Origin of the sequence: Polaromonas sp. YR568, from assembly GCF_900116715.1 — a bacterium.
Lineage (GTDB): Bacteria > Pseudomonadota > Gammaproteobacteria > Burkholderiales > Burkholderiaceae_C > Polaromonas.
Genome location: NZ_FPBM01000001.1, coordinates 307,505 through 329,998, shown reverse-complemented (window position 1 = coordinate 329,998; position 22,494 = coordinate 307,505). Strand labels below are relative to the sequence as shown.

Sequence of the window (22,494 nt, the reverse complement as noted above, 5' to 3'; positions counted from 1 at the left end):
TGCTGTAAATCCAGGCACAAGCGAATGCTCGGCGAAAACGCACTAAAAGAAAAATCAATTGTTTTGTAGGTTAGTGATAGATATAGTCTTCTGTAGACCCATAGCAATGAAAAGAGCACAGCGATGAACGTGACCCTGGACCAACTCAAAGCCTTCGACCGGGTGGTCAAACTCGGCACCTTCCATGCGGCCGCGCTGGCCCTGCACATCACGCAGCCCAGCGTGTCCACCCGCATCAAGGAACTGGAAGCCGCGCTGGGCGCCCGCCTGTTTGTGCGCAACGGCCCGCGCATCCGCATCACCGCCGAAGGGCATGCGCTGGTGGCCTACGCAGAGCAGATGCTGGAGACCACAGACGCCATCGGTGCGCGCTTCAAAACGCGCAGCCCGCTCAAAAGCGTGCTGCGCATCGGCATGAATGAGAGCTTTGCGCTGATCTCGTTCATCGACCTGCTGAAAAAGCTGGAGCTCTATTACCCGCAGATCCAGACCTCCGTGTTCATCGGCGACACCAGCACCCTGAGCAGCAAACTCAACGAACGTCAACTCGATATCGCCATCGTCTCCGAGCCCGTGGTGGACGCGCATGTCACCACGCTCTACCTGGGCGAAAACGAATTCGGCTGGTTTGCGCCCTACGGCGCGGCCTTTGCCAAAGATGAACTGACCCCCAAGGCGCTGGCCGAACACCCGATGATCGTGAGCGGCCCCAACGGCCTGCTGTATGCCACCGCCAACGCCTGGTTCGCCAAGACCGGTATCACCCCCAAACGCCTGACCACCTGCAACAACATCTGGGTCACCATGCAGGTGGTGGCGCAAGGGCTGGCCGTCGGTTTGCTGCCGACGCGCGTGGTCCGGCTGGAGGTGGAGTCACGCCGCATTACCCGGCTCAACGTCAAGCCCGACGTGCGCTCGCACGGCGTCTACATGTGCTACCAGACCAGCGAGTTCGGCTCGGAGATGGCCACGCTGGTGGACCTGGTGAACGAACTCATCCACCGGCATTCGCTGTTTGTGGCGAGCAAGGGGGCGAAGCTGCGGCGTGGGGGAGGGCGGCGGGAGGTTGGGGAGGCGTGATGCTTGATGAGCGCGGCGCGTGGGTTTGGCCGGCTACCCGGCAGAACTTGGCCTAACAATCAGGGATGACTTCATTCGTCTTCGCGACAAATTCATAGACGAACTGAGAGCCGCTTGTGGCGGTCCTCAGTTTGAGCCTGGCTGTCGTCAGTGCTGGAAGAAAATCGGTTGCCGGATCGGTATGGGGCTGGCGGCTCTTGCGCAAGCTGACCCGAATCTTCGGCGCGTTGGCAGGGATCGCTTGAATCGGCAGGTCCTTGCCGTTACTCAATCCATACCAAAACTGCGAGCTGGACGGTTCGCTTTCCGTCGAAACCGGTGGTAACCAGTCAGAGAACTTGTCAGCGGAAATGGTTGACGGCAGCTTGAACCAGAAGGTGGGCGAAGTGGTCCCGGACTGAACATCCGCATTCAGCAATGCGACCCTGATCGCAATGTAGTTTTTAGCCGGAAATCCGTAACCCTTCTCATACACAGGCTGACCACTGATGGTTGAGTCCTCGACGGGCATGAAGCCGGAGCTCATGCTGAACCCTCCGGCCCTGTTCAGTGCCTCTGCAAAATTAATTCCGTAACTTTTAACCGCTCGGGGATCATTCATCACCCTGGGGTCGTCGATGGGCGCGACACGCCTGATCGTCTTTGGCGCGAGTTCCAATTGCTGCTTCGAATACCTTGTGAAGTTTGGATGGTTCTCAAGCTGATCAAGCTCAAGATCGTTGAAGTAGATCCGCTTGGACGGAACGCACACCTGAATTCTGACTTCTTGCTCTGCCTTTGCCTGAGTGGCTGATCCCTGCGATGCAACGTTCGTGGAATACCCCAGTGCCGTGATGAGCACCAGCACGCCTGCGTGCTGAGCACAGTTTTTACGGGCAAAGGTCATGCGCTTCGCGGATGCCTGATCGAATTCGTCTGTGCCTCGCATACCTTGGTCCTTGGGTGAATGTCTGCTTCCGACTGGACGCTGCCCTCTTGCTGATGTCCGAAGTGGGCTCGGCACTCAGGGCAGGGCTCTATGACTGCCTGGATGCCTGCGACTGCCGAATCGTCGCCCAGTACTCATGCGCCACGTCGGCATCAATGTCTGGCTGAATATTTGTCGCGTAAAGCGCATCGCGGCCATCCCGGCGTGGTCCTGAGATCCAGTAGTGCTCACCCGTCTCAACGTCGAAGTAGTTGGACTTGAGTCCGGCGCCCTTGAGGCTTTGGAACGCCTTGCCTTGGTAGTACAGCGTTGCGCCTGTCTTCGATGCGGTCACGCGGCCAATTCGCGCGGGGCCGGTCAACCCGCCCGACTTCGCTTCGATGTACATGATTCTGGTTTTCATGGGTGATGACATCGCGCTGCTCTAAGGAATCTTGACGCGCAGCCGTTCTTGCATCGTCTTGTTGTAGAGAGCGATGGCAGCCATCCTGTCTGTGCCATAGGTAAGAGTGAAATTAAAAATCTTCCGCGAGGTGACATATCCCAGATACAGGTAAGTCGTCTTGGCGTCATGCGCCACGTAGCTAAGTTCCAGGCCACCCCCGCCAGAATAGGGTGCAATGCTGCGGTTGATCACGGTCACAGCTTCGTCAGCGATACCCTCGAATGCTTTGTGCCGGCTGTTCAGGTTCACTTCGGCGAATGCAGCCCATTTGTTCTCCGGTACCTCGTAGAAATCGGTGCTGACAGTAATTCCTGCTTTTTCCTTTTCGGAGTACCAGTTAAAGGTGCGTTCTTCGACGGTAGGAATCAGCCGCCAGTCCTCGGTGAGACTGAGTGTGAATTCGTTGTAGTCGAACGAGTACAGTTTTTCGACTGGTGGCAAAGGGGTTGCCAAGGGGATGCTAAAAGAGTAGCTGAACTTCATCTGTTAAATGTCCGCTTTTGTCTGATTGCAGGCATCCTAGCTCAGTCCCCGTGCCGGGCTGCCGCGGAAGAAGGGTCATGCAGCAGCATCAGCGCCGCAAACGCCACCAACCCCAACGCCGCTGAAAACCACAGCGCACCCGCGCCAAAACGGTCAATCGCCAGACCAAACAACCACGGCGCCGTCGCTTGCGCGAAGCGGGCCGGCACCATCAGCAGGCCCTGGCGTACGCCGTAGTCGCGTACGCCAAACAGCACCAGCGGCAGCGTGCCTTTGGCAATCGTCAGCACCCCGTTGCCGGCGCCGTGCAGCACAGTAAATATCGCGCCGGCCGGCACGCCGAAGAACAGGAACACTGCCGCGCCCAAGGTGTGCATCGCGCCCGCCGCGCGCGCCGAAATCAGCGGGTGGATATTGCGCAGCAGGCCGTATTCGAGCAGCCGCCCGGCCACCTGCGCGGGGCCGACCAGCCCGGCAAATATCAGCGCGGTGGCCAGCGGCACGCCATGGGCTTGCAGCAGGCGTGGCAGGTGGGCGGCCATGGCGGTGCTGATGAACCAGGTCACGGCGAACACCAGTGCGAGCAGGGCGGCGGTGCGGGCTGTGGCTGCGGGCGCGGGCTGTGTGGTTTGGGGCGGAGCGGAATCAGGGAGTGCTTCTGCGGCAATGTCTGGAGCTGAGTGAGTAGCCGTGGATGAGATGGATGAGCCAGGCAATCGCCAATTGAGCGGCAGGCCCAGCAGCAAGTGCAGCGCCGCCCACACCAGGCAGGTCGTGCGCCAGCCCCATTCCAGCTCCAGCCAGGTCGAGAGCGGCCAGCCCACGGTGCTGGCAAAACCGGCAAACAGCGTGATGCCGGTGATGGCGCCGCGCGCGTCTTTGCCATACAGGTGCACCAGCGCGGCGAAGGCCGCTTCATAAAGGCCTGCGGCCATGGCTACACCCAGGATCACCCATCCGGCAAAGAGGCCCACCGGCCCTTGCGCGAAGGCCAGCGTGGCCAGCCCGGCGGCAAAGATCAGGCTGTTAGCCGCCAGCACCGGTTTGCCGCCATGCCGGTCTATGGCTTTGCCGGCTGCCGGCCCCAGCAGTGCGGACACCACCAGCGCGGCTGAGAACGCGGCAAACACGGTGGGTGTGCTGATGCCGAGGTCGCGCGCCATGGGCACCGCGAGGATGGCCGGCAGGTAGTAGCTCGAAGCCCAGGCCAGCGTTTGGGCGAGGCCCAGCTGGACGATGGTGGCGGTGCGGCTTTGAGGGGTCACGGGCACAAGGGTAGCAAGGAATGCAGGGCTGCCCGCTAGCTCTGCGTTGGCTTCAGCTTCCGGTTGACACCTGCTGCGCGCCCAGCGCGCGGTGCAGCGCCACACCCGCGAACGCACCGGCAGCCTGGGCCAGCACAAAGCCAGGCGCGCTGGCGGGCGTGATGCCGGCAAAGCTGTCGGACAGCATGCGCCCCAGCACGGCAGCCGGGTTGGCAAACGAGGTGCTGGCGGTGAACCAGTAAGCCGCGCCGATGTAGCAGGCCACCAGCGCCGGCGCCTTGGCGGCCGGCGCGCGCAGCACGACCAGAATCAGCCCGGCGGTGGCGACCGCTTCGGCCAGCCACTGGCCGCCGCCGCTGCGCACCTTGGTGCTTAGCTGCAGCACGCTCATGTCAAACATGGCATGCGCCAGCCAGGCGCCGGCGACTGCGCCCAGCAATTGGGCTGCTATAAAAAGGGAAGCAGCTTGCACTCGTCCTGCGCGGGTTTCAGGGTTTTTTGACCACATAACAAGCGTCACCACCGGATTGAAGTGCGCGCCGCTGATGGGGCCCAGCACCTCGATCAGCACATAAAGCGCAAACACGGTGGCGAGTGTGTTGGCCAGCAGGGCCACACCCATGTTGCCGGCCGACAGGCGCTCGGCCATGATGCCGGAGCCTATGACGGCGCAGAGCAGGGCGGCGGTGCCGACGAATTCCGCCAGCGTTTGCCGGGCGAGTGAGGGTGTGCGGGGTGCGTCCGCTGCAGGATTTAACAGCACGCCGCAGTTGCACCGGCCGGCGCGGCGCAGCAGGCCTTGCCGGTGGCGGGCTTGGCTTCACTGAATACGGGAATGCTGTCTAGCGTGTGGAACTGCTCCCAGGCGATGCCCTGCGGGTCGGTCAGCCAGTATTTGTCGCTGCGGGCATAGCAGCAGGTGGTGGGGCCTTCGTCCAGCAAAGTCATATCGGCGCGGGTGGCGCTGGCCTTGAGGGCATCAAGTTCTTCAGCGCGCTCGACCTGGATGCCCAGGTGGTCGATGCCGGGCGCATCGCCGCGCGTGGAAATGGCGAAATTGACGGGTGGGTCGTTCAGCATCCACTTGGCGTAGTCGGCCTCGGTGCGGGCGGGTTGCTGTTCGAACATGGCGGAGTAAAAGGCGATGTTTTGCTCAAGGTTCTTGACGTGGACATGGACATGGAAGCGTTTCATGAGGTTCTCCTTGGGTGGCTAGCAGGTGGTGCAACCGGGGGGCGTGGCGACTTCGCAGACGCCGCCTTCGCAGCAGTGCTCGGTCAAATAGCCGAGCAGCGCATTCATCTGGCTGAAGTTGGCGCGGTAGATCAGGTTGCGGCCGCGTGCCTCGCTGCTGGCCAGGCCTGAATTCGCGAGCTCCTTCAGATGGAAGGAGAGGGCGCTGGGGGCGACGCCCAGCTGTTCGGCCATCACGCCCGGCGTCAATCCTTCAGGGCCGGCGACGACGAGTGCGCGGAAGGCGCGTAGCCGCTGAGCCTGGGCGAGGGCCGCCAGTGCCCTGACGGCGGCGCTTTCATCGAGGATGGCAAGCTCGGGGGATGCAGTTAAAGATTCCATATTTCAAATATAATTGAAATATTGAATCGATGCAAGCCATTCACAATTCATCCATTTTTTAGGAGCTCCCGCATGCCTTCCGCCACGACAGCCGCCACAACTACGAACGTCACCATCTATCACAACCCCAAATGCGGCACTTCGCGCAACACGCTGGCCTTGATTCGCAATGCCGGCATCGAACCCGAAGTCATCGAATACCTGAAAACGCCCCCCACGCGCGAAAAACTGCGGGAGCTGGTCGCGCAGATGGCGGTTCCGGTGCGCGAGGTGATTCGCGAAAAGGAAGCTGTTTTCAAGGAACTGGGCTTGGACGCCCCCGCGCTGGGCGACGACGCGCTGATCGACGCCATGCTGACCCACCCCATCCTGATCAACCGGCCCATCGTGGTGACATCCATCGGCACGCGCCTGTGCCGCCCGTCGGAGGTGGTGCTGGACATCCTGCCGCTGCCGCAGCGCGGCGCCTTTGCCAAGGAAGACGGCGAGCAGGTGATCAACGAGAAGGGCGATCGCGTCGTCGGCCGCTAAACCCTTATTTCGCGGCGTCGCGCCTGCGGGTGGCTGCGCCTTTTTTGGCCGAGGCCGAGCGCTCAGCGGCCGGGCGTGCGGCCGCCGCAGCGCCGCCCAGCAGCCCGCCTTTGCGTGAAGCCGAATGGTTCTCCGGCTTGCCGCGTCCGGAGCCGGACTTTTCGCCGCCGCCGCTTTCCTTGTTGACTGTGGCCCAGGCGCGGCGTTCGGCCTCTTCCTTGCCTACGCCGCGGTCTTCGTAACCTTCTTCAATGTGCCGGGCCTTGCGTTTTTGCTTGTCGGTGTAGGCTGACTTGTCGCCTTTGGGCATGGTGGTTCTCCTTGGCTGGGGCGCCCGGCTGCGGGCCTTGTGGTGAAGCCCCGAAAGTAGCGCGCGCGGCCATGCCTCTTTTGCACGCGCCTTTCGCCTTACCAGGTCGGCGATCTCCTACGCTGCGTGGCCTGTCGCTTTGCAGCCACGTCTGATGGCCCCCTGCGCCCTGTCACACAACTGCCATTGAACTGACACGAACGCGTCACCCCCTCCTCCCAGAATCACGTCATGACCAGCATGACAGAGCACCCGATGGGACCGGAATCGAACACCGCCAGCCGTGGTTTGAGCGCCGGCTTTCAAGACCTGAACAAGCAGTGCCTGCGTATTTTGCGCTGCACGGCCCAGGCCCTGGCCAACAGCCCGGGTGGTTTGAAGTTCAAGGCCGGAACGCGGCCCTGGCTGGAGGGCTTGTCGAACGCGCGGCCGATGATGGCCGCGAGTCTGGGGCGACGCGACAAGGCGGTTTCTCTGGCCGCCGGTGATTGAAAGTCGAAGCCCCATTTTTTGGGGCTTTTTTACAGCGCGATTTGATTTATTGAGTTGTTGAGTTGTTTTGATTTGTTGAATCGCTGAGTTGATGAACTGCCGAAATTGTTGAGACACAAGGAAACAAGGAGTTAGCCATGAAAGAACTGCCCAATCCCACCTTTGCATTGTCGCCAGTCGCAATGCCACGGGGGTCACTTCATCAAAGCGGTCATGCTGTCAGTCCAGCCCCTGTTCAAAGGGCTCCAGTGGGGAAAATCTCGGTCAGCTGGGCCCGGCACCAGGACGAGGTCCGGCAGGCGCAGCGCCTGAGGTACCAGGTCTTCGCGCTCGAGATGGGCGCCACGCTGTCCAAGACCTTGCCCGGCCACGATGTGGACCTGTTTGACGACTACTGCGAACACCTGCTGGTTCGCGATGCCGACAGCCAGGAAGTCATCGGCACCTACCGCGTGCTGACGCCCACGCAGGCCAAGCGCGTAGGCAGCACCTACAGCGACACCGAGTTCGACCTGACCCGCCTGCGCGCACTGCGCGAGCGCATGGTCGAGCTGGGCCGCAGCTGCGTGCATGCCGACCACCGCCACGGCGGCGTCATCCTGGCGCTGTGGGGCGCGCTGGCCGAGTTCATGTCGCGCAACCAGCTCGACACCATGATCGGCTGCGCCAGCATCCCGATGCAGCACAACGGTGTTTCGAGTGGCCATGCGGCCGCCAGCATCTGGCGCCAGGTGCGCGAAACGCATCTCGCCGCGATTGAATACCGCGTCACGCCGCGCCTGGCCTTGCCCGTCGAGAAGCTGGACGACACGCTGGACGTGGAGCCGCCCGCACTGATCAAAGGCTACTTGCGCCTGGGCGCCAAGGTGCTGGGCGCGCCGGCCTGGGACCCTGATTTCAACTCGGCCGACCTGCCCATGATGATGCGCATCGCCGACCTGCCGCCGCGCTACCTGAAACACTTCTCCGGCAAACCGGTGCCGGGCAACACCACGGAGGCCTGATGCGAAGCATGTTTGACGCGATGGGTGCGCTGGGCAACGGCTTCGGCGGGGGCAGCGACGACCATGATGACGACGACTCGCTGCGCAAACGCTACCGCACCATCTTTATCTCCGACGTCCACCTGGGCACGCCCGGCTGCCAGGCGGCCGCGCTGCTGGACTTTCTGAAAGCCCACCCCAGCGACAACCTCTACCTGGTGGGTGACATCGTGGACGGCTGGCAGCTGCGCCGCCGCTGGTACTGGCCGCAGTCGCACAACGACGTGGTGCAAAAGTTGCTGCGCCGCGCCCGCAAAGGCTGCCGCATCATCTACGTGCCCGGCAACCACGATGAGTTTGCGCGTGAATTTATTGGCAACCAGTTCGGCGGCATCGAGGTGATCGATGAAGCCGTGCACACCACCGCCGACGGCCGCCAGTTGTGGATCATCCACGGCGACTACTTCGACGCCGTGGTGCAGTGCGCCAAATGGCTCGCCTATGTGGGCGACAACCTGTATGAATTCACGCTCAAACTTAACCGCTACCTGAACAGCCTGCGCGCCCGCATGGGCTTGCCTTACTGGTCGCTCTCTAGCTACCTGAAGCAAAAGGTCAAGAGCGCGCTCAATTACGTCACCGACTTTGAAGTGGCTGTGGCCAACGAAGCGCGCCGGCGCGGCCACCAGGGTGTGGTCTGCGGGCATATCCACCGCGCCGAGATGCGCGAAATCAACGGCGTGCTGTACTGCAACGACGGCGACTGGGTGGAAAGCCGCACCGCGCTGGTCGAAAACTTCGACGGCACACTGGAGCTGGTGCACTGGGCGCCCGCACATGAGACGCAAGGCCGCGGCCATGCGGCTTCGACGGTGGTGGCATGAAGGTCGCACTGGTCACCGACGCCTGGCAACCGCAGGTCAACGGCGTCGTCACCACCCTGGTGGAGCTGGTGCGTGAGCTGGAAACGCTGGGGCATGAGGTGAATGTGATTCACCCCAACCTCTTCAAGACACGGCCTTGCCCCGGTTATGCCGGCATTGACTTGGCGGTTCGCCCCAAACGTGGTTTGACGGAAAAACTGGATGCTTTCGAGCCCGAAGCCATTCATATCGCCACCGAAGGCCCGCTGGGTTGGGCGGCGCGGGGCTACTGCCTCAAGCGTGGCCTGCGCTTCACGACGGCATTCCACACCAAGTTCCCTGAAATCCTGCATGCGGCGCTGAAGATTCCGCTGTCATGGGGTTATGCGCTGTTTCGCCATTTCCACAGGCCTTCGTCGGGTGTGATGGTGCCTACCCACGGCGTGCTGCGCATGCTGGAGCAGCGGGGTTTTCGCAACCTGCGCAGCTGGACGCACGGCGTGGACACCGAGCTTTTCGGTTTTGAGCCGCAACCTTGCCTTTACCCGCCCATGGGCACCATGGTGCGTCCGGTGTCGCTGTTTGTAGGCCGGGTGTCCTATGAGAAGAACATCGATGCCTTTTTGAAGCTGGACATTCCCGGCACCAAGGTGGTGTGCGGCGTGGGCCCGCTGGAGGCCACGCTGAAAGAGCGCTATCCCCAAGTCCGCTGGATGGGTGTCCTGGCCCGGGATGAGCTGGCCAAGGTCTATGCGGCTGCCGACGTGTTTGTCTTTCCCAGCCGGTCGGAAACCTTTGGCCTGGTGATGCTGGAATCCATGGCTGCCGGCACGCCGGTGGCGGCTTATCCGGTCGATGGCCCGCTGGAAGTGCTTGGAAAGGCCGACGGAAGCTGTCACGGCGGTGTCATGAATGAAGATTTGCAGCAGGCCTGTTACAGCGCGCTGGCCGTGCCGCGCCACGAAGCCCGTTTGCGCGCGCTGGACTTCAGCTGGGGCCATGCGGCGCAGCTTTTTGCGTCTTATCTCGTTAACACCGCTCAAAATGCGGTGCAAAGCGGCGCCCAGACTAACCCTGGTAGCGCCAAGGGCAGCCAGGGGACACGCTTGCCAGCCGCCACAGGCGGGAGCAATATCAGCTAAAAGTACTGTCACGACTTTGTCATGAAACCCGACAACACTCGGGATTACGTTTTTTGACAAAGACCACTTTGCTGATGCCCACTTCTCCTGCCTCGGTGGCCGCCGCCGCGCCACCCGTCCAGTTTCTGGATCGCGACCACAGCATCCTGGCCTTCAATGAGCGGGTGCTGGACTGGGCCAAACGCCCGGATGTGCCGCTGCTCGAGCGCCTGAGGTTTTTGTGTATCGTCTCGTCCAATCTGGACGAATTCTTCGAAGTCCGCACCGCGCCCCACCTCACCGCCTTCCAGGCCAATGATTCAAAAGGCCTGTATTCGATCGAATCGTTCAGGGCCCTGTCGTCCGCCGCCCATGACATGGTGGCGCGCCAGTATTCCCTCTACAACGATGACCTGCTGCCGGCTTTTGAGCGGCAGGGCATACGCGTCGTTTCGCACGGCGAACGCAACCCGGCCCAGCGCCGCTGGGTGAAAGAGTATTTTGAGAGGGAAGTGCGGCCCCTGCTGGTTCCGGTGGGGCTGGATCCTTCGCACCCCTTCCCGCAAGTGGCCAACAAATCGCTTAATTTCATCGTCCGTCTCGGCGGGCATGACGCCTTTGGGCGTGAAAACGATATTGCCATCGTCAAGGTGCCCCGTGTGCTGCCGCGGCTGATCCACATGCCGTCTCACGGCAAGGATAAAAGCCGGCTCTTCGTGTCGATCTCCAGCGTGATCCGGGCGCACTTGACCGAACTGTTTCCCGGCCGTGAAGTAGGCCAGTTCTCGCAGTTCCGCGTCACCCGCCATTCGGATCTGGCCGTCGATGAAGACGACGTCAAGAATTTGCGTACCGCCTTGCGCCAGGGGCTGGAGCAACGGCATTACGGCCAGGCCGTGCGGCTGGAGGTGTCGGCGGGTTGCTCTGAACACCTGGCCAGCTTTCTGCTCAAGCAGTTCAATCTGCCGTCGCTGGCGCTGTACCGCGTGCATGGCCCGGTGAACTTGGTGCGCCTGACGCAACTGGTCGACCTGGTCAACGACCCCAAGCTGCTCTTTCCCGGCTACAGCGCCTGCTACCCCACGCAGCTGCAGTCCGGCGAATCGTTTTTTGAGCGGCTCAAGGAAGGCGATGTGTCCATCCACCAGCCTTTTGAGAGCTTTGACGGTGTGCTGGCGTTTTTGCGAGAGGCGGTCAACGATCCGCAAGTACTCGCTATCAAACAAACCATTTACCGCACTGGCGCCGATTCGGAGCTGATGGTGCTGCTGCGCGAAGCCGTGCGGCGCGGCAAGGAAGTGACCGTGGTGGTGGAGCTCAAGGCGCGCTTTGACGAAGAAGCCAACATCAACTGGGCGGAAATGCTGGAGTCGATAGGCGCGCAGGTGGTGTACGGCGTGGTGGGCCTGAAAACCCACGCCAAGATGCTGCTGGTGACGCGCCGCGAGGGCAAGCACCTGGTGCGCTACGCCCATCTTTCGACCGGTAATTACAACCCGCGCACAGCGCGCCTTTATACCGACCTGAGTTACCTGACGGCCGACCCGCTGATGACGGCCGACATCGACAACGTGTTTGTGCACCTGGCCAGCCAGAGCCGCCTGCCCAAGCTGCACCATTTGCTGCTGGCGCCGTTCCAGCTGCACCGCAAGCTGATCGAAAAAATCGACGCGCTGGGCGAGGCCGCCTCGCAAGGCAAAGACACGCGCATCGTTGCCAAGATGAACGCGCTGACCGATGAAGACCTGATGCTGGCACTGGTCAAGGCCGGGCAGTGCGGCGTGAAGATCGATTTGATTGTGCGCGGCGCCTGCATGCTGCCGGCCCAGGTGCCGGGCGTGACAGACAACATCCGCGTGCGTTCCATCATCGGCCGCTTCCTGGAGCATTCGCGGGTGTTTTATTTCCGCTGCGCGGAAGAAGAGACGCTACTGCTCTCCAGCGCCGACTGGATGAACCGCAACATGCTGCGCCGGGTCGAGCTGGCCTGGCCGGTGACCGACCCGGTATTACGCCAGCGCATCATCGATGAATGCCTGGTGGCCTACCTGCATGACAGCCGCGACGCCTGGGATTTGCAGCCCGACGGCTCTTACCTCAGGGTCAGCACCGGTGACCCCCACACGCGCCACGGTGCGCAGGCGGCCTTGATGGCGCGCTACTCGGCTCCCCAACAACAGGACAAATGACATGGACCTCATCCTGTGGCGTCATGCAGAGGCAGAAGACTGGCCCGAAGGTGACCCGCAGGGCAGCAGCGATCTCGAACGCTCGCTGACATCAAGAGGTGAAAAGCAGGCGGCCCGCATGGCCAACTGGCTGGACCGCCAGCTGCCGGAGGGCGCTCGCATCTTTGTCAGCCCGGCAAGGCGCTGCGAACAGACTGCATTGGCGCTGGGGCGCAAATACAAAATCCGCAACGAGCTGGCGCCCGACGCCACAGTGGAACAACTGCTGGAACTGGTGCAATGGCCCACCGCCAAATCGCCGATTCTGGTGGTCGGCCACCAACCCATGCTGGGCGAAACCATTGCCCTTTTGCTGGGCCTGCAGGAAAGCGATTGCCCCGTCAAAAAGGGCGCGCTCTGGTGGCTGCGCAACCGCGACCGGGATGGGATTGACCAGACCGTTGTGGTGACTGTGCAGTCGCCTGAAGTGCTCTGACGCAAGCCTTGGTTCGCCCCGCAGTGGTCTGAGCCGGGACGCAGCTTCTGCGGCGTACATTACATTAGTCGCCATGTCGCACGAGGCCACACTCATCTATACCGAACCGCTTCTGCGTCAGGCCGTATTCGCCTTTTGGCGCCGCTCTGTCGGCGCCGCTCAAGCCAAACGCTAAAACCCCTATGAGCTCCTGGCTCCTGCTGTCCGCCGCCCTGATCTTCGCCTGGCTCGCGTACGACGCGTGGCGGTTGGCAGTTCCTGCAGCTGAAGTGCCCTATACGCTGACGGCGAAGGGTTTGAAGCAGGACATGGGTGGTGTGCCGCTCCAGGAGCAGGAAAAGCGCAAGGAGTGGAATGCGCGCTACGGAATCGGTGATCTACGCCAGACAGTGTGGCTCTGGGGCATTCTTGCCGTCGTGTGTGCAGTTGGCTCGGCTGCAGGGTTTCTCGCATGAGCCGCTCCACTACTCGCTTGCTATCCTGGCTGTCAGGCCCTCTGCTGGCGGTAAGTCTGGTCGCATTTGCTGTCATCGGTGGCGGCGGCCCGGGCTTCTTCCTCATGTCGCTGTATGGCGGCGTCCTTTTTATGTTCGGTGCGCCCTTGCTTCAGTTCATTTTGTTTCGGACGGCGCGCCTTCATGCGCGTTACGCTATGGCCTGTGGGGTGGCGCTCCTGATCATGCTGGGGGTGCTCATGATCCCGGCGTTCATGGGTGTGTTCAGTTTCTGGTGAACGGAATGCTGATGCCTAACATGTCGATCGACGCACACGCTCAACCATACAAGGCGGCTTTGCCGCAATTCCTGTACACGGGCCTCATTGACATTTAGATGCCTATGAATCCAACACTCGTGTTCGCTTACGGGGCATTAATCTTCCTCGCTACGGTTGTTGCGTCCATTCCGTTCGGCTTCGTTCAGGGGTTTACCAAAGCAAGAGGCGCGCCCCTAACCGACAGAACACTGGCATTACTGAAATTCCCGGAATACGTTCTGGAGGCTGTAGCCGTCATCTCGGTCATCGCGAACTTAGGTGCACGGTACCCGGAAGATCTGCTTCTCCATGCGGTTTTGGCCGTCATAGTTTCGTTTCTCATCACTTTTGTTGTTGAGGTTCGATGCCGGCTTATGCCGCTCAGAGAGTTTTTTCTTCGTATCGTTATAGGGCTCGGTGTATGCGTCCCCATCGGCCTGCTCATTGGTTCAGGCATTAATGCAGGCGCCTGAACCAGTAACTCTCAATCGAGAGAGTACGCATGCGGTCAAGGTATAACGGGTCAATCGATATGGACGTATCTTCAGTCGCCAGTTTATTTCTACGTTAACTCTCAGGAAATTTGCATGCGAAAGCTCTTGGTCCAACTTGCGTCACTGGCTGCCTTCTCCTCGCCTGCCGTTGCTGCGGATGTGCTCGAAACGGCCTCGTTTGCAATGACTCTACCCGCCGGATGGGTGAAGAACCTCCAGACCAAACCCGTTTCGGCACGAGGTCCAGATGGCGAGCTGTTGCAGCTTAGTTCGGCGAAGTTGCAGGGAGGTGGTACACCCGCGGAAGCACAGAAAATCCGGGCGGAAATGGAGCAGAACGTTCTCCGCTCTATAGAACGTGCCGCGAGCGATCCCGAGCTGAAAGTTGTGGTCCCTTTGCGAAGAACCCAAGGTTCTCCGGGAGTGGCGGTGTACGAATTGATCTCACAGGCGAACGACAACTCATGGTTTGCTCAGTTCGCTGCGCTTGGGCCGAGCACGGTCTTACTGGTGACGGTTGAAGCTCCCGCTACGGCCCAGACAAGCATCGTAGCGGTGCGGCAATCGGTGTTGTCCATCAAATGGTCCCAGTGAGGCGGACGGGGCCGCCGGTACGGACGACAGCGTCAATTTCAGGTATCCAAATGATCGACCAACCCAGGGCCGCAGAACTGGCCCGTGAAGCGTTTGACCAGTGGGAAGCTGGTCATCATGAGCAGTCCAGGCTTCTCTATGAAGCAGCCATCCCCTTGGCTGACCCGCAGCACTGGGGCCTATCGGCTTATCACGGCGAATATGCCTGCGTCCTGAACGAACTCGGGAAGCATGATCAAGCAACCGTGCAACTGAAAAAATCACTTGCGGCAGAGCTGACGCAAGGAAATGCAGAGGGAGCGCCTGCCGTGCTCATCGCGCGCTACTTTCTCGCAGAGCAACTGCTTCGTCATGGCGCACCTGAGCTCGCACTGGAAGCGTTGACTCCATCCACCAGCAGTGCGCCAAATCATTGGCTCACGCGCGTTGTTGAAGCGCACGTGCTATTTGCACTCAATCGCAGGTGTGAAGCAAAAGTCGCAGCCGCGCTGGCCATCTCAAACGCACCTACACCAGCGAAGGGCGAAGAACTCAAACTGAATCTTGGGCAAGTTCTTAGTGCGCCGGATGAGTAACCTCTAACCCTCGTCGGATGGGGTACTTTGTTTTAGCTACGGGCGCTAGAGCCCTCGCGCAACGGGTGCAGGAGGCAATGTAAGACCCAGCGCTCTTGCGAGCGCCGGATGTTCGCCTTTGTGTATTTAAGAACCGAGCGTAGGACGGCCCGTCTTGATGGCGGGAACCTGCTCCAGCGCGGTCAGGAAAGCCGCATCGGAGATGCTGGCCAGCAGCTTGATGCCGGCGCGCAGCAGTTCGCTTTTCTTGGCGGGGCGGGTCAGCTTGGCGGCGCGTTGTTTGAGGTCGTCGAGGACTACGTACTCAGCCTTGGGGATGGTGAAGCTGTCGCGCACCAGTTTTGGTTTTTTGGTTTTTTCCGGCTTGGCGGGTTTGGCAGGCTTGGCGCTGGCCTGGGGTTTGGCGGCTGGCTTTTTGGCGCCGGTCTTTTTCACGGTGGCTTTCTTGACCGTGCCTTTGCCGGCTGGGGCCTTGGCGGGGGACGCTTTTTTCGGCGCTGGCTTGGCGGCGGTTTTCACGGGGGCCTTGGGCGCTGCGGCTGGTTTAGCCGTAGTGGGCGCCGGTGCGGCGGGTTTCGCAGTTGCTTTTTTGCTGGTTGCCATGGATTGATCCTTTTAAGTGAGCGGTTAAATAAACCGTATATACAGTTTATACGGTTTGATTGCGAACGGTCAAGCCGCGGGCCCGCAGCGGCCCGTGACGGGGCCGCGCTGAGTCGCGAGGAGGAAGGCAGAAAAAAGGTTTAAGCGCTGGGAACGACCAGCGTCCACGGCGTCTTTTGCCACGCCAGGACTTCTTCCTGCAGTAGGTGCGCCGATTGCGGGAAGGCCTGCGCCCAGCCGGCGCGGCAGTTCAGCACAAAAATCCTGCCGGGTTCGGCGCCGCTTTCAAGCTGCAGGCCTTTGAGGTCGGGGTCGCGCCGGGCATGGCAGAGGATGACTGCCAGGCGCAGGCACAGCAACTGCTGGATGAAGACCCGGTCTTCAAAGTTGACTTCCAGCTTGCGCAGCTTGCCGCGGTGGCCCAGCACCAGCAGGCTCAGGCGGTGCAACTCGGGCAGCGCAAAGCCGGGTGCATCGGCGTTGTCCAGGATGTAGGCGCCGTGCTTGTGATAGTCGCTGTGCGAGATCTGGCTGCCGATCTCATGAAGCTCCGCTGCCCACTCAAGCTTGCGCTGAAAGCGGGCGGACTCCGCCGCGGGCATGCCCTTGCAGGCCATGACAAACAGCTGCTTGGCGACCTTGCTGACGCGTTGGGCCTGCACATTGTCGGCGTTGAACTTGGCGGCCAGACGCTGCACGGTGGTGGAGCGCAAGTCGGTCAGGTCCTGCTCACGGTCTACCAGGTCATAAAGCACGCCATGGCGCAGGGCGCCCTGTGCGGCCTCCATTTGCGCGATGCCCAGCAGGTCGAACACGGCCCTCAGCACGCTGACACCGCCGCCTATCACGGCGCGCCGGTCGTCTTTCATGCCGTCTAGCTTGATGCGGTCGGCGCTTTGCGCCTTGAGCAGGCGGTCCAGCAGCCAGTCCAGGCCTTCGCGCGTGACCAGGCCCGCAGGCCAGCCTGAGGCGGTCAGCACGTCGCTGACGGCGCCAATCGTGCCGGAAGAGCCGTAGGCGGTGTCCCATGTGCCGGCGCGGTAGGCATTGACGGCTTCGTCAAGAACCGCTTTCGCGGCGATCTCGGCCGTCTCGAAAGCGCGCGGCGTGAACTGGCCGTCAGGGAAGTACTTCATCGACCAGGCGACGCTGCCGACGCGGTAGGACTCCATGGTGCGTGCGTCCAGGCCTTTGCCGAGGATCATCTCGGTAGAGCGCCCGCCGATGTCCACCACCAGACGGCGTTCGCCGGACTGCGGCAGCAAGTGCGCTACGCCCTGGTAAATCAGGCGGGCTTCTTCACGGCCGGGTATGACGTCGATGGGGAAACCGAGGATTTTGTAGGCGCGCGTGAGGAATTCTTCGCGGTTGCGCGCCTCGCGCAGGGTCTGGGTGGCAACGGCGCGAACCTGGTACTTCTTGAAGCCGGCCAGACGCTCGCCAAAGCGCGCCAGGCAGTCCCAGCCGCGCTGCATGGCCTCTGGGGTCAGGTTGCGGTCGGCGTCTAGCCCGTTGCCCTGGCGGACCGTTTCCTTGATGTATTCGGTGCGGTGTATGCGGCCGTGGTCAAAGCGGCCAATTTCGAGACGAAAGCTGTTGGACCCGAGATCCACAGCCGCGAGCAGCGTTCCATTTTGCATGTCTGAGTGTTTTCTTGAGGGCTCAGCATAGCATTCGCGGGGGACTCGCATCAGCACTTCAGCCTTATCCGATGAGCCGGCCGTCAACCGTCATCATGCTTTGCGTGACGTAGGTGCCGCTGCGGCGCTGGGGGTTGAAGCTGACGGCGAAGCCGCCGACGTTCATGCTGGTGCGGCGCTGGAAGGCGTTGAGCACGCTCTGGCGGTTCACGGGGCCATCGACATCGGTGAGCACCTCGTAGGTGTAGCGCGCGGCGATGAAGCCGGCCAGGCTGAGCGGCGTGGGCGGCTCGTCGAAGAGGCGGGCCAGCGTTTCGCGGTAGCTGCGAACCACCGGCAGGGCGGCATTGACCAGCGGCACCGGCTGGGTGGCAATGACGGGCGTGTTGCGTGCGGCGCCCATTTGCAGCATGGTCTGCAGGTTGACGTCGGCCAGGGCGACGATGTAGCGCTGGCGGGCCTGCTTTTCCATGCCCTGCGTAAATTCGGCGAGCTCCGGCGTTCCGCCCACAAACAGCAGGATGGCGGGCGTTCGCGGTGTGAGTTTTTGCCCCAGGGCGCGCAGATCGCCCTCGGCCTTGAAAGGCTGCAGCTTGAGCTGCATGCCGACGGCAATGCGCTCCACGTCGGTGTGATAGGCGGTGTAGTCCTGGGCTGTGGCGTAAATCGCGCCCAGCTCCTTCAGGCCCATGGACTGCAGGCTTTTGAGCGCGTAGGTGATCTGCTCCTGGCGGGCGGCAAAGATGGGGAAGGTCTTGTCGCCGATCTCAAGGCTGGAGTTTTGCAGCCAGGGCGCGGCGTGGGGAATGTTCAACCCGCCCTGGACGGAAAGCGCCACGATCTGGCTGGCCACCTGGTCGCCGGCACTGCCCGACAGGACCACGCAGCCTGCGTTGTCCTTGACCGAGTCCAGGGCCGTGCGCAGGCTGGCGGGGGTGCCGTCGGTCTCCAGCGCCAGATGCTGGACAGGCCGGCCGCGAACGCCGCCGCGCAGGTTGATGTCCTGCCAGGCTGCGCGCGAGCCAATCAGGAAATCCTTGGACACGTCTTGCTGCGCCTGGGAGAAGTCGACCGGCTGCGCCACCACGATGCTGCGTGATGCGGCTTTGCCGGTCTGCGCCCAGGCGGGGCATGCAACCGCCGCGGCTGCCGTGACAAGGCTGGCGCGCCGCAGCAACTGGCGGCGGCTCAAGGCGGGCGTCTGAAATGGCATGAGTGGTCCCTGTGCGGGCGAACCCGCCTTCTATGGCTTGCTATAAAAAACGTAGCTGCTTACGTACGTCAGATAACGGCTGAGGAGGGTCTGGAGCACGAAAATGCTGTGAATCCAATAAAAAACGGGCCAAACCCTCAGGCTTGACCCGTTCATGTGCCGGTGGGCTTACTTGGCGGGCGGGATCAGGACGGCGTCCACGATGTGCACGACGCCGTTGGTGGCGGAGATGTCGGCGGTCTGGACCAGGGCTTCCTCGACGGTGACGAATTCGCCGGCCTTGGAGAGGGCCACATTGGCGCCGTTGACGGTTTTGCTGTTGCCGTTTTTGACGTCGGCGGCCATCAGCTTGCCGGGAACGACGTGGTACGTCAGAACTTCCTTCAGGCGGGCGGGGTTTTTGGCCAAGTCGTCCATGGTTTTGGCGGGCACTTTGGCAAAAGCCTCATTGGTGGGGGCAAACACGGTGTAAGGACCGCCGGATTTGAGGGTATCGGACAGACCGGACTTGCTGACCAGGCCGTTGAGCGTGCTCAGCTGGGATTGGGCTGCAATGGTGTCGGTTACAGACACAGGGGTGGAAGAGGTGGCGCAGCCGGCGAGGGCGGCGACAGCGGCGGCGAGGACCAGAAAGCGGCGGTTCAACATTGGGAAGTTCTCCTGATTAAGACAGGGCCAAGGGTAGGAGACGCGAGTGACAGATTCGTGACGGTAATTTGAAGGTTTTGTGACGCTCCCGAGTGGTGGCGAGGGGTCTGGGCCCTCTGAAACGCTGTCATATTTGTCACATCCTTGTCACACAAGATTCCTACAGTCGACGCATCGTTCCTGGCAATCCCAATCAATCCGACTATTTCCAAACCAAGAGGTGTTCTGATGAACCTGACTTTCAAAGCTTCCCTGACTACCGTAGCGGGCCTTGCCCTGGCATCGTTTGCCACTTTCGCCGCTGCCCAGGACGTGACCGGCGCCGGCGCCAGCTTCCCGGCTCCCCTGTATTCCAAATGGGCTGCTGATTACAACAAGGCCACCAGCGTCAAGATCAACTACCAATCCGTCGGCTCCGGCGCCGGCCTGCGCCAGATCGAAGCCAAAACGGTTGATTTCGGCGCTTCCGACGCGCCTTTGAAAGACGACGAACTGGCCAAGAAAGGCCTGATGCAGTTCCCCACCGTGATCGGTGGCGTCATTCCCGTGGTCAACATCAAGGGCATCGCTCCCGGCCAGCTCAAGCTGAGCGGCCAGGTACTGGGCGACATCTACCTCGGCAAGATCACCAAGTGGACCGACCCCGCCATCAAGGCCCTGAACCCCACCTTGCCCCTGCCTGATGCAGCCATTGCACCGGTTCGCCGCGCTGACGGCTCCGGCACCAGCTTCATCTTCACGAACTACCTGAGCAAAGTGAACGCCGAGTGGAAGACCAAAGTGGGCGAGGGCACCGCAGTGAACTGGCCAGTGGGCGCCGGCGGCAAGGGCAATGAAGGTGTGGCGGCATTCGTCGGCCGTCTGCCCAACTCGATCGGCTACGTGGAATACGCCTACGTCAAGCAAAACAAGATGACCTTTGCCCAGCTGAAGAACGCTGCCGGCAACTTCGTGTCGCCTGAAGACGGCGCTTTCAAGGCCGCCGCCGCAGGTGCCGAATGGTCCAAGAGCTTCTACCAGATCCTGACCGAGCAGCCCGGCAAGGATTCGTGGCCCATCACCGGCGCGACTTTCATCCTGATGCAAAAAGTCCAGGACAAGCCAGCCCAGGCAGCCGCTTCGCTCAAGTTCTTTGAGTGGGCCTACAAAAACGGCGACAAGACCGCCGACGACCTGGACTATGTGCCCATGCCTGCCGCCGTGAAGACCATCATCGAAAAAGCCTGGGGCGACATCAAGGACGCATCGGGCAAGACGGTTGCTTACAAGTAATTCGAGTAAGCGCTACAAGCTGATTTTCCGCAGACGTTACATACCATAGGGGTTTCTCACGTGTCCTCTACACTTCCGGCTAGCCGGGCCGCTTTTGACCACCCGGCCAAAGCGACCGGACGCGATATGACCAATCCTCCTCCTGGCGGCGCTGTGCGCAGAAGCCCCCTGGCAGACCGGCTCTTCGGCTGGGCTGCACAGGGCGCGGCCTGGCTCACCCTGGGCCTGCTGTTCGGCATCCTTGTTTCGCTGGTGATCGGGGCCTGGCCCGCCATCAGCAAATACGGCCTCGGCTTTCTGACGAGCAGCGTCTGGGACCCTGTCAAGGGCGAGTACGGCGGCCTGGTCATGATTTACGGCACCATCGCCACCTCCCTGATCGCCCTGGTCATCGCGGTGCCGGTGAGCTTCGGCATTGCGCTGTTCCTGACCGAGCTGTCGCCCGCATGGCTCAAAAGGCCGCTGGGCACCGCCATCGAGCTGCTCGCCGCCGTGCCGTCCATCGTTTACGGCATGTGGGGCCTGCTAGTGTTTGGCCCCATCCTGGCCACTTACGTCCAGCAGCCGCTGCAAAGCCTTTTGACCGGCGTGCCTTACCTGGGCGCACTGGTGTCCGGCCCTCCCGTGGGCATCGGCATTTTGTCGGCCGGCATCATCCTGGCCATCATGATCATTCCCTTCATCGCTTCTGTGATGCGGGACGTGTTCGAAGTCACGCCGGTGCTGCTTAAGGAATCGGCTTACGGGCTGGGTTCCACCACCTGGGAAGTTGTCTCCAAAGTCGTGCTGCCTTACACCAAGGCCGGCGTAGTGGGCGGCATCATGCTGGGACTCGGACGCGCATTGGGTGAAACCATGGCGGTCACTTTTGTGATCGGTAATTTCAACCAGCTGGATTCGCTCAGCCTCTTTCAGGCTGCCAACAGCATCACGTCGGCGCTGGCCAACGAGTTCGCTGAAGCGGGCGAGGGCCTGCACCAGGCAGCGCTTATTTACCTGGGCCTTGTGCTGTTCTTCATCACGTTTGTCGTGCTGTCGCTGTCCAAACTGCTGCTGGCTCAACTGCGAAAGAGTGAAGGGGTGAAAACATGAGTACCGCTGCACAAGACGCGCGCCTGGCAAAGTTCGCCAGCCGCAAGCGGGTCAACGGGATCGCGCTGGTTCTCTCTCTTGCAGCCATGTCTTTCGGCCTGTTCTGGCTGGCATGGATTCTCTGGGAAACCATCCGCTTGGGCATCGGCGGCCTCTCATGGGCAACCCTGACCCAGATGACGCCGGCGCCCAACGAGGCGGGCGGTATCGCCAATGCGCTTTACGGTTCCTTCCTGATGGTGCTGCTGGCTACATTTGTGGGCACGCCGATCGGCATCATGGCGGGCATCTACCTGGCCGAGTACAACACCAAGGGCATGCTGGCCTCGGTGACGCGCTTCGTCAATGACATTTTGCTGTCAGCACCGTCCATCGTGATCGGCCTGTTTGTGTACACCGTTGTGGTGTCGCAGTTCAAGTCGTATTCCGGCTGGGCCGGCGTTCTGGCGCTCGCCTTGATCGTGATTCCGGTGGTGATCCGCACCACCGAAAACATGCTGCAACTGGTTCCACCGGGCCTGCGCGAGGCAGCTTATGCCCTGGGCGCGCCGAAATGGAAAGTCATCACCAGCATCACGCTGAGGGCGGCACGCGCCGGCGTCACCACCGGCATTCTGCTGGCGGTTGCACGGATCGCCGGTGAAACGGCTCCGCTGCTCTTTACCGCGCTGAACAACCAGTTCTGGACGTCTGACTTGAGCCAGCCAATGGCCAGCTTGCCTGTCACGATCTTCAAGTTTGCGCTGAGCCCTTACGAAAACTGGCAGCAGCTGGCATGGGCAGGCGTGTTCCTGATCACGATGGCCGTGCTTGGCCTGAACATCCTGGCGCGTGTCTTGACGCGAGCCAAAAACTGACCGGCTGACTTC

Annotated in this window: 28 protein-coding genes; 16 read left to right on the top strand and 12 right to left on the bottom strand. The window is 61.5% G+C overall.

What is annotated here, in order from left to right; translation table 11 throughout:
- Positions 1-123: 123 nt before the first annotated feature.
- Positions 124-1,080 (top strand): LysR family transcriptional regulator, encoded by a 957-nt coding sequence (locus BM408_RS01555; protein ID WP_092126227.1) that lies wholly within the window; start codon positions 124-126, stop codon positions 1,078-1,080.
- 52 nt (positions 1,081-1,132) lie between these two features.
- Here the strand turns inward: BM408_RS01555 and BM408_RS01550 are convergent, their stop codons facing one another.
- The 7 genes from BM408_RS01550 to BM408_RS01520 form a co-directional block, all read right to left on the bottom strand.
- The gene (locus tag BM408_RS01550; protein ID WP_092126225.1) at positions 1,133-2,008 is read right to left on the bottom strand and encodes a hypothetical protein; all 876 of its coding nucleotides are present in this window, start codon (positions 2,006-2,008) and stop codon (positions 1,133-1,135) included.
- An 88-nt stretch (positions 2,009-2,096) separates the two neighbouring features.
- On the bottom strand, positions 2,097-2,396 hold the full coding sequence (locus BM408_RS01545; protein WP_092127238.1) for a 1-deoxy-D-xylulose-5-phosphate synthase: 300 nt from the start codon (positions 2,394-2,396) through the stop codon (positions 2,097-2,099).
- A 36-nt stretch (positions 2,397-2,432) separates the two neighbouring features.
- Positions 2,433-2,936 (bottom strand): hypothetical protein, encoded by a 504-nt coding sequence (locus BM408_RS01540; RefSeq protein ID WP_092126223.1) that lies wholly within the window; start codon positions 2,934-2,936, stop codon positions 2,433-2,435.
- 41 nt (positions 2,937-2,977) lie between these two features.
- Complete coding sequence (locus tag BM408_RS01535; RefSeq protein WP_092127235.1) at positions 2,978-4,201, bottom strand: MFS transporter; 1,224 nt, start codon at positions 4,199-4,201, stop codon at positions 2,978-2,980.
- A 52-nt stretch (positions 4,202-4,253) separates the two neighbouring features.
- Entirely contained in the window at positions 4,254-4,964 is a 711-nt protein-coding gene (locus BM408_RS01530) for an aquaporin (protein WP_305790666.1), read from the bottom strand.
- Positions 4,955-5,395: an ArsI/CadI family heavy metal resistance metalloenzyme gene (locus BM408_RS01525; protein WP_092126221.1), complete on the bottom strand. Its 441-nt coding sequence runs from the start codon at positions 5,393-5,395 to the stop codon at positions 4,955-4,957. The genes BM408_RS01530 and BM408_RS01525 overlap by 10 nt, the downstream gene beginning before the upstream one ends.
- A gap of 18 nt (positions 5,396-5,413) precedes the next feature.
- Positions 5,414-5,776, bottom strand: a complete 363-nt coding sequence (locus tag BM408_RS01520) for an ArsR/SmtB family transcription factor (RefSeq protein WP_092126219.1) — start codon at positions 5,774-5,776, stop codon at positions 5,414-5,416.
- A 72-nt stretch (positions 5,777-5,848) separates the two neighbouring features.
- On the opposite strand from BM408_RS01520, the gene arsC reads away from it, so the two are divergent.
- Complete coding sequence (gene arsC, locus BM408_RS01515) at positions 5,849-6,307, top strand: arsenate reductase (glutaredoxin) (RefSeq protein ID WP_092126217.1); 459 nt, start codon at positions 5,849-5,851, stop codon at positions 6,305-6,307.
- Positions 6,308-6,311: 4 nt separating this feature from the next.
- On the opposite strand, the gene BM408_RS01510 is transcribed toward arsC, so the two are convergent.
- On the bottom strand, positions 6,312-6,617 hold the full coding sequence (locus BM408_RS01510) for a plasmid stabilization protein (RefSeq protein ID WP_092126215.1): 306 nt from the start codon (positions 6,615-6,617) through the stop codon (positions 6,312-6,314).
- Positions 6,618-6,848: 231 nt separating this feature from the next.
- On the opposite strand from BM408_RS01510, the gene BM408_RS01505 reads away from it, so the two are divergent.
- The 11 genes from BM408_RS01505 to BM408_RS01455 all read left to right on the top strand — a co-directional run bounded on the left by BM408_RS01505 (position 6,849) and on the right by BM408_RS01455 (position 15,157).
- Positions 6,849-7,109: a hypothetical protein gene (locus BM408_RS01505; protein WP_092126213.1), complete on the top strand. Its 261-nt coding sequence runs from the start codon at positions 6,849-6,851 to the stop codon at positions 7,107-7,109.
- Between the two features lie 137 nt (positions 7,110-7,246).
- Positions 7,247-8,113: a GNAT family N-acetyltransferase gene (locus BM408_RS01500; RefSeq protein ID WP_092126211.1), complete on the top strand. Its 867-nt coding sequence runs from the start codon at positions 7,247-7,249 to the stop codon at positions 8,111-8,113.
- Complete coding sequence (locus BM408_RS01495; RefSeq protein WP_092126209.1) at positions 8,113-8,976, top strand: UDP-2,3-diacylglucosamine diphosphatase; 864 nt, start codon at positions 8,113-8,115, stop codon at positions 8,974-8,976. Before BM408_RS01500 ends, BM408_RS01495 begins: the two co-directional genes overlap by 1 nt.
- A complete protein-coding gene (locus BM408_RS01490) occupies positions 8,973-10,097 on the top strand; it encodes a glycosyltransferase family 4 protein (RefSeq protein ID WP_092126207.1) in 1,125 nt (374 codons plus the stop codon). Before BM408_RS01495 ends, BM408_RS01490 begins: the two co-directional genes overlap by 4 nt.
- Before the next feature lie 74 nt (positions 10,098-10,171).
- Positions 10,172-12,265 carry a polyphosphate kinase 1 gene (ppk1, locus tag BM408_RS01485; RefSeq protein ID WP_092127230.1) on the top strand — a complete coding sequence of 698 codons (2,094 nt, stop codon included), beginning with the start codon at positions 10,172-10,174 and terminating at the stop codon, positions 12,263-12,265.
- 1 nt (position 12,266) lies between these two features.
- A complete protein-coding gene (locus tag BM408_RS01480) occupies positions 12,267-12,740 on the top strand; it encodes a SixA phosphatase family protein (RefSeq protein WP_092126205.1) in 474 nt (157 codons plus the stop codon).
- A 182-nt stretch (positions 12,741-12,922) separates the two neighbouring features.
- Positions 12,923-13,195 carry a hypothetical protein gene (locus BM408_RS01475; RefSeq protein ID WP_092126203.1) on the top strand — a complete coding sequence of 91 codons (273 nt, stop codon included), beginning with the start codon at positions 12,923-12,925 and terminating at the stop codon, positions 13,193-13,195.
- Positions 13,192-13,473: a hypothetical protein gene (locus BM408_RS01470; RefSeq protein ID WP_139237285.1), complete on the top strand. Its 282-nt coding sequence runs from the start codon at positions 13,192-13,194 to the stop codon at positions 13,471-13,473. Before BM408_RS01475 ends, BM408_RS01470 begins: the two co-directional genes overlap by 4 nt.
- A 104-nt stretch (positions 13,474-13,577) precedes the next feature.
- Positions 13,578-13,967, top strand: a complete 390-nt coding sequence (locus tag BM408_RS01465; protein ID WP_139237284.1) for a hypothetical protein — start codon at positions 13,578-13,580, stop codon at positions 13,965-13,967.
- 114 nt (positions 13,968-14,081) lie between these two features.
- On the top strand, positions 14,082-14,582 hold the full coding sequence (locus BM408_RS01460; RefSeq protein ID WP_092126196.1) for a hypothetical protein: 501 nt from the start codon (positions 14,082-14,084) through the stop codon (positions 14,580-14,582).
- Between the two features lie 50 nt (positions 14,583-14,632).
- Positions 14,633-15,157, top strand: a complete 525-nt coding sequence (locus BM408_RS01455; protein ID WP_092126194.1) for a tetratricopeptide repeat protein — start codon at positions 14,633-14,635, stop codon at positions 15,155-15,157.
- A 126-nt stretch (positions 15,158-15,283) separates the two neighbouring features.
- Here the strand turns inward: BM408_RS01455 and BM408_RS01450 are convergent, their stop codons facing one another.
- The 4 genes from BM408_RS01450 to BM408_RS01435 form a co-directional block, all read right to left on the bottom strand.
- The gene (locus BM408_RS01450) at positions 15,284-15,760 is read right to left on the bottom strand and encodes a hypothetical protein (protein ID WP_092126192.1); all 477 of its coding nucleotides are present in this window, start codon (positions 15,758-15,760) and stop codon (positions 15,284-15,286) included.
- Between the two features lie 140 nt (positions 15,761-15,900).
- Positions 15,901-17,400, bottom strand: a complete 1,500-nt coding sequence (gene ppx / locus BM408_RS01445; RefSeq protein ID WP_092126190.1) for an exopolyphosphatase — start codon at positions 17,398-17,400, stop codon at positions 15,901-15,903.
- A 64-nt stretch (positions 17,401-17,464) separates the two neighbouring features.
- Complete coding sequence (locus BM408_RS01440) at positions 17,465-18,613, bottom strand: ABC transporter substrate-binding protein (RefSeq protein WP_092126188.1); 1,149 nt, start codon at positions 18,611-18,613, stop codon at positions 17,465-17,467.
- A gap of 168 nt (positions 18,614-18,781) precedes the next feature.
- Positions 18,782-19,261: a fasciclin domain-containing protein gene (locus BM408_RS01435; protein WP_092126186.1), complete on the bottom strand. Its 480-nt coding sequence runs from the start codon at positions 19,259-19,261 to the stop codon at positions 18,782-18,784.
- A 228-nt stretch (positions 19,262-19,489) separates the two neighbouring features.
- Here BM408_RS01435 and pstS point away from each other — a divergent pair, with 228 nt between their 5' ends.
- The 3 genes from pstS (at position 19,490) to pstA (ending at position 22,482) form a co-directional block, all read left to right on the top strand.
- Positions 19,490-20,533, top strand: a complete 1,044-nt coding sequence (pstS, locus tag BM408_RS01430; RefSeq protein ID WP_092126184.1) for a phosphate ABC transporter substrate-binding protein PstS — start codon at positions 19,490-19,492, stop codon at positions 20,531-20,533.
- 126 nt (positions 20,534-20,659) lie between these two features.
- Complete coding sequence (gene pstC / locus BM408_RS01425) at positions 20,660-21,625, top strand: phosphate ABC transporter permease subunit PstC (RefSeq protein WP_254774668.1); 966 nt, start codon at positions 20,660-20,662, stop codon at positions 21,623-21,625.
- On the top strand, positions 21,622-22,482 hold the full coding sequence (gene pstA, locus BM408_RS01420; RefSeq protein WP_092126180.1) for a phosphate ABC transporter permease PstA: 861 nt from the start codon (positions 21,622-21,624) through the stop codon (positions 22,480-22,482). Before pstC ends, pstA begins: the two co-directional genes overlap by 4 nt.
- Positions 22,483-22,494 lie beyond the last annotated feature (12 nt).

Coding starts and splice junctions, on each gene's coding strand:
- BM408_RS01555 (WP_092126227.1), top strand. CDS start 124: ATGAACGTGACCCTGGACCAACTCAAAGCCTTCGACCGGGTGGTCAAA.
- BM408_RS01550 (WP_092126225.1), bottom strand. CDS start 2,008: ATGCGAGGCACAGACGAATTCGATCAGGCATCCGCGAAGCGCATGACC.
- BM408_RS01545 (WP_092127238.1), bottom strand. CDS start 2,396: ATGTACATCGAAGCGAAGTCGGGCGGGTTGACCGGCCCCGCGCGAATT.
- BM408_RS01540 (WP_092126223.1), bottom strand. CDS start 2,936: ATGAAGTTCAGCTACTCTTTTAGCATCCCCTTGGCAACCCCTTTGCCA.
- BM408_RS01525 (WP_092126221.1), bottom strand. CDS start 5,395: ATGAAACGCTTCCATGTCCATGTCCACGTCAAGAACCTTGAGCAAAAC.
- BM408_RS01520 (WP_092126219.1), bottom strand. CDS start 5,776: ATGGAATCTTTAACTGCATCCCCCGAGCTTGCCATCCTCGATGAAAGC.
- arsC (WP_092126217.1), top strand. CDS start 5,849: ATGCCTTCCGCCACGACAGCCGCCACAACTACGAACGTCACCATCTAT.
- BM408_RS01510 (WP_092126215.1), bottom strand. CDS start 6,617: ATGCCCAAAGGCGACAAGTCAGCCTACACCGACAAGCAAAAACGCAAG.
- BM408_RS01505 (WP_092126213.1), top strand. CDS start 6,849: ATGACCAGCATGACAGAGCACCCGATGGGACCGGAATCGAACACCGCC.
- BM408_RS01500 (WP_092126211.1), top strand. CDS start 7,247: ATGAAAGAACTGCCCAATCCCACCTTTGCATTGTCGCCAGTCGCAATG.
- BM408_RS01495 (WP_092126209.1), top strand. CDS start 8,113: ATGCGAAGCATGTTTGACGCGATGGGTGCGCTGGGCAACGGCTTCGGC.
- BM408_RS01490 (WP_092126207.1), top strand. CDS start 8,973: ATGAAGGTCGCACTGGTCACCGACGCCTGGCAACCGCAGGTCAACGGC.
- ppk1 (WP_092127230.1), top strand. CDS start 10,172: ATGCCCACTTCTCCTGCCTCGGTGGCCGCCGCCGCGCCACCCGTCCAG.
- BM408_RS01480 (WP_092126205.1), top strand. CDS start 12,267: ATGGACCTCATCCTGTGGCGTCATGCAGAGGCAGAAGACTGGCCCGAA.
- BM408_RS01475 (WP_092126203.1), top strand. CDS start 12,923: ATGAGCTCCTGGCTCCTGCTGTCCGCCGCCCTGATCTTCGCCTGGCTC.
- BM408_RS01470 (WP_139237285.1), top strand. CDS start 13,192: ATGAGCCGCTCCACTACTCGCTTGCTATCCTGGCTGTCAGGCCCTCTG.
- BM408_RS01465 (WP_139237284.1), top strand. CDS start 13,578: ATGAATCCAACACTCGTGTTCGCTTACGGGGCATTAATCTTCCTCGCT.
- BM408_RS01460 (WP_092126196.1), top strand. CDS start 14,082: ATGCGAAAGCTCTTGGTCCAACTTGCGTCACTGGCTGCCTTCTCCTCG.
- BM408_RS01455 (WP_092126194.1), top strand. CDS start 14,633: ATGATCGACCAACCCAGGGCCGCAGAACTGGCCCGTGAAGCGTTTGAC.
- BM408_RS01450 (WP_092126192.1), bottom strand. CDS start 15,760: ATGGCAACCAGCAAAAAAGCAACTGCGAAACCCGCCGCACCGGCGCCC.
- ppx (WP_092126190.1), bottom strand. CDS start 17,400: ATGCAAAATGGAACGCTGCTCGCGGCTGTGGATCTCGGGTCCAACAGC.
- BM408_RS01440 (WP_092126188.1), bottom strand. CDS start 18,613: ATGCCATTTCAGACGCCCGCCTTGAGCCGCCGCCAGTTGCTGCGGCGC.
- BM408_RS01435 (WP_092126186.1), bottom strand. CDS start 19,261: ATGTTGAACCGCCGCTTTCTGGTCCTCGCCGCCGCTGTCGCCGCCCTC.
- pstS (WP_092126184.1), top strand. CDS start 19,490: ATGAACCTGACTTTCAAAGCTTCCCTGACTACCGTAGCGGGCCTTGCC.
- pstC (WP_254774668.1), top strand. CDS start 20,660: ATGACCAATCCTCCTCCTGGCGGCGCTGTGCGCAGAAGCCCCCTGGCA.
- pstA (WP_092126180.1), top strand. CDS start 21,622: ATGAGTACCGCTGCACAAGACGCGCGCCTGGCAAAGTTCGCCAGCCGC.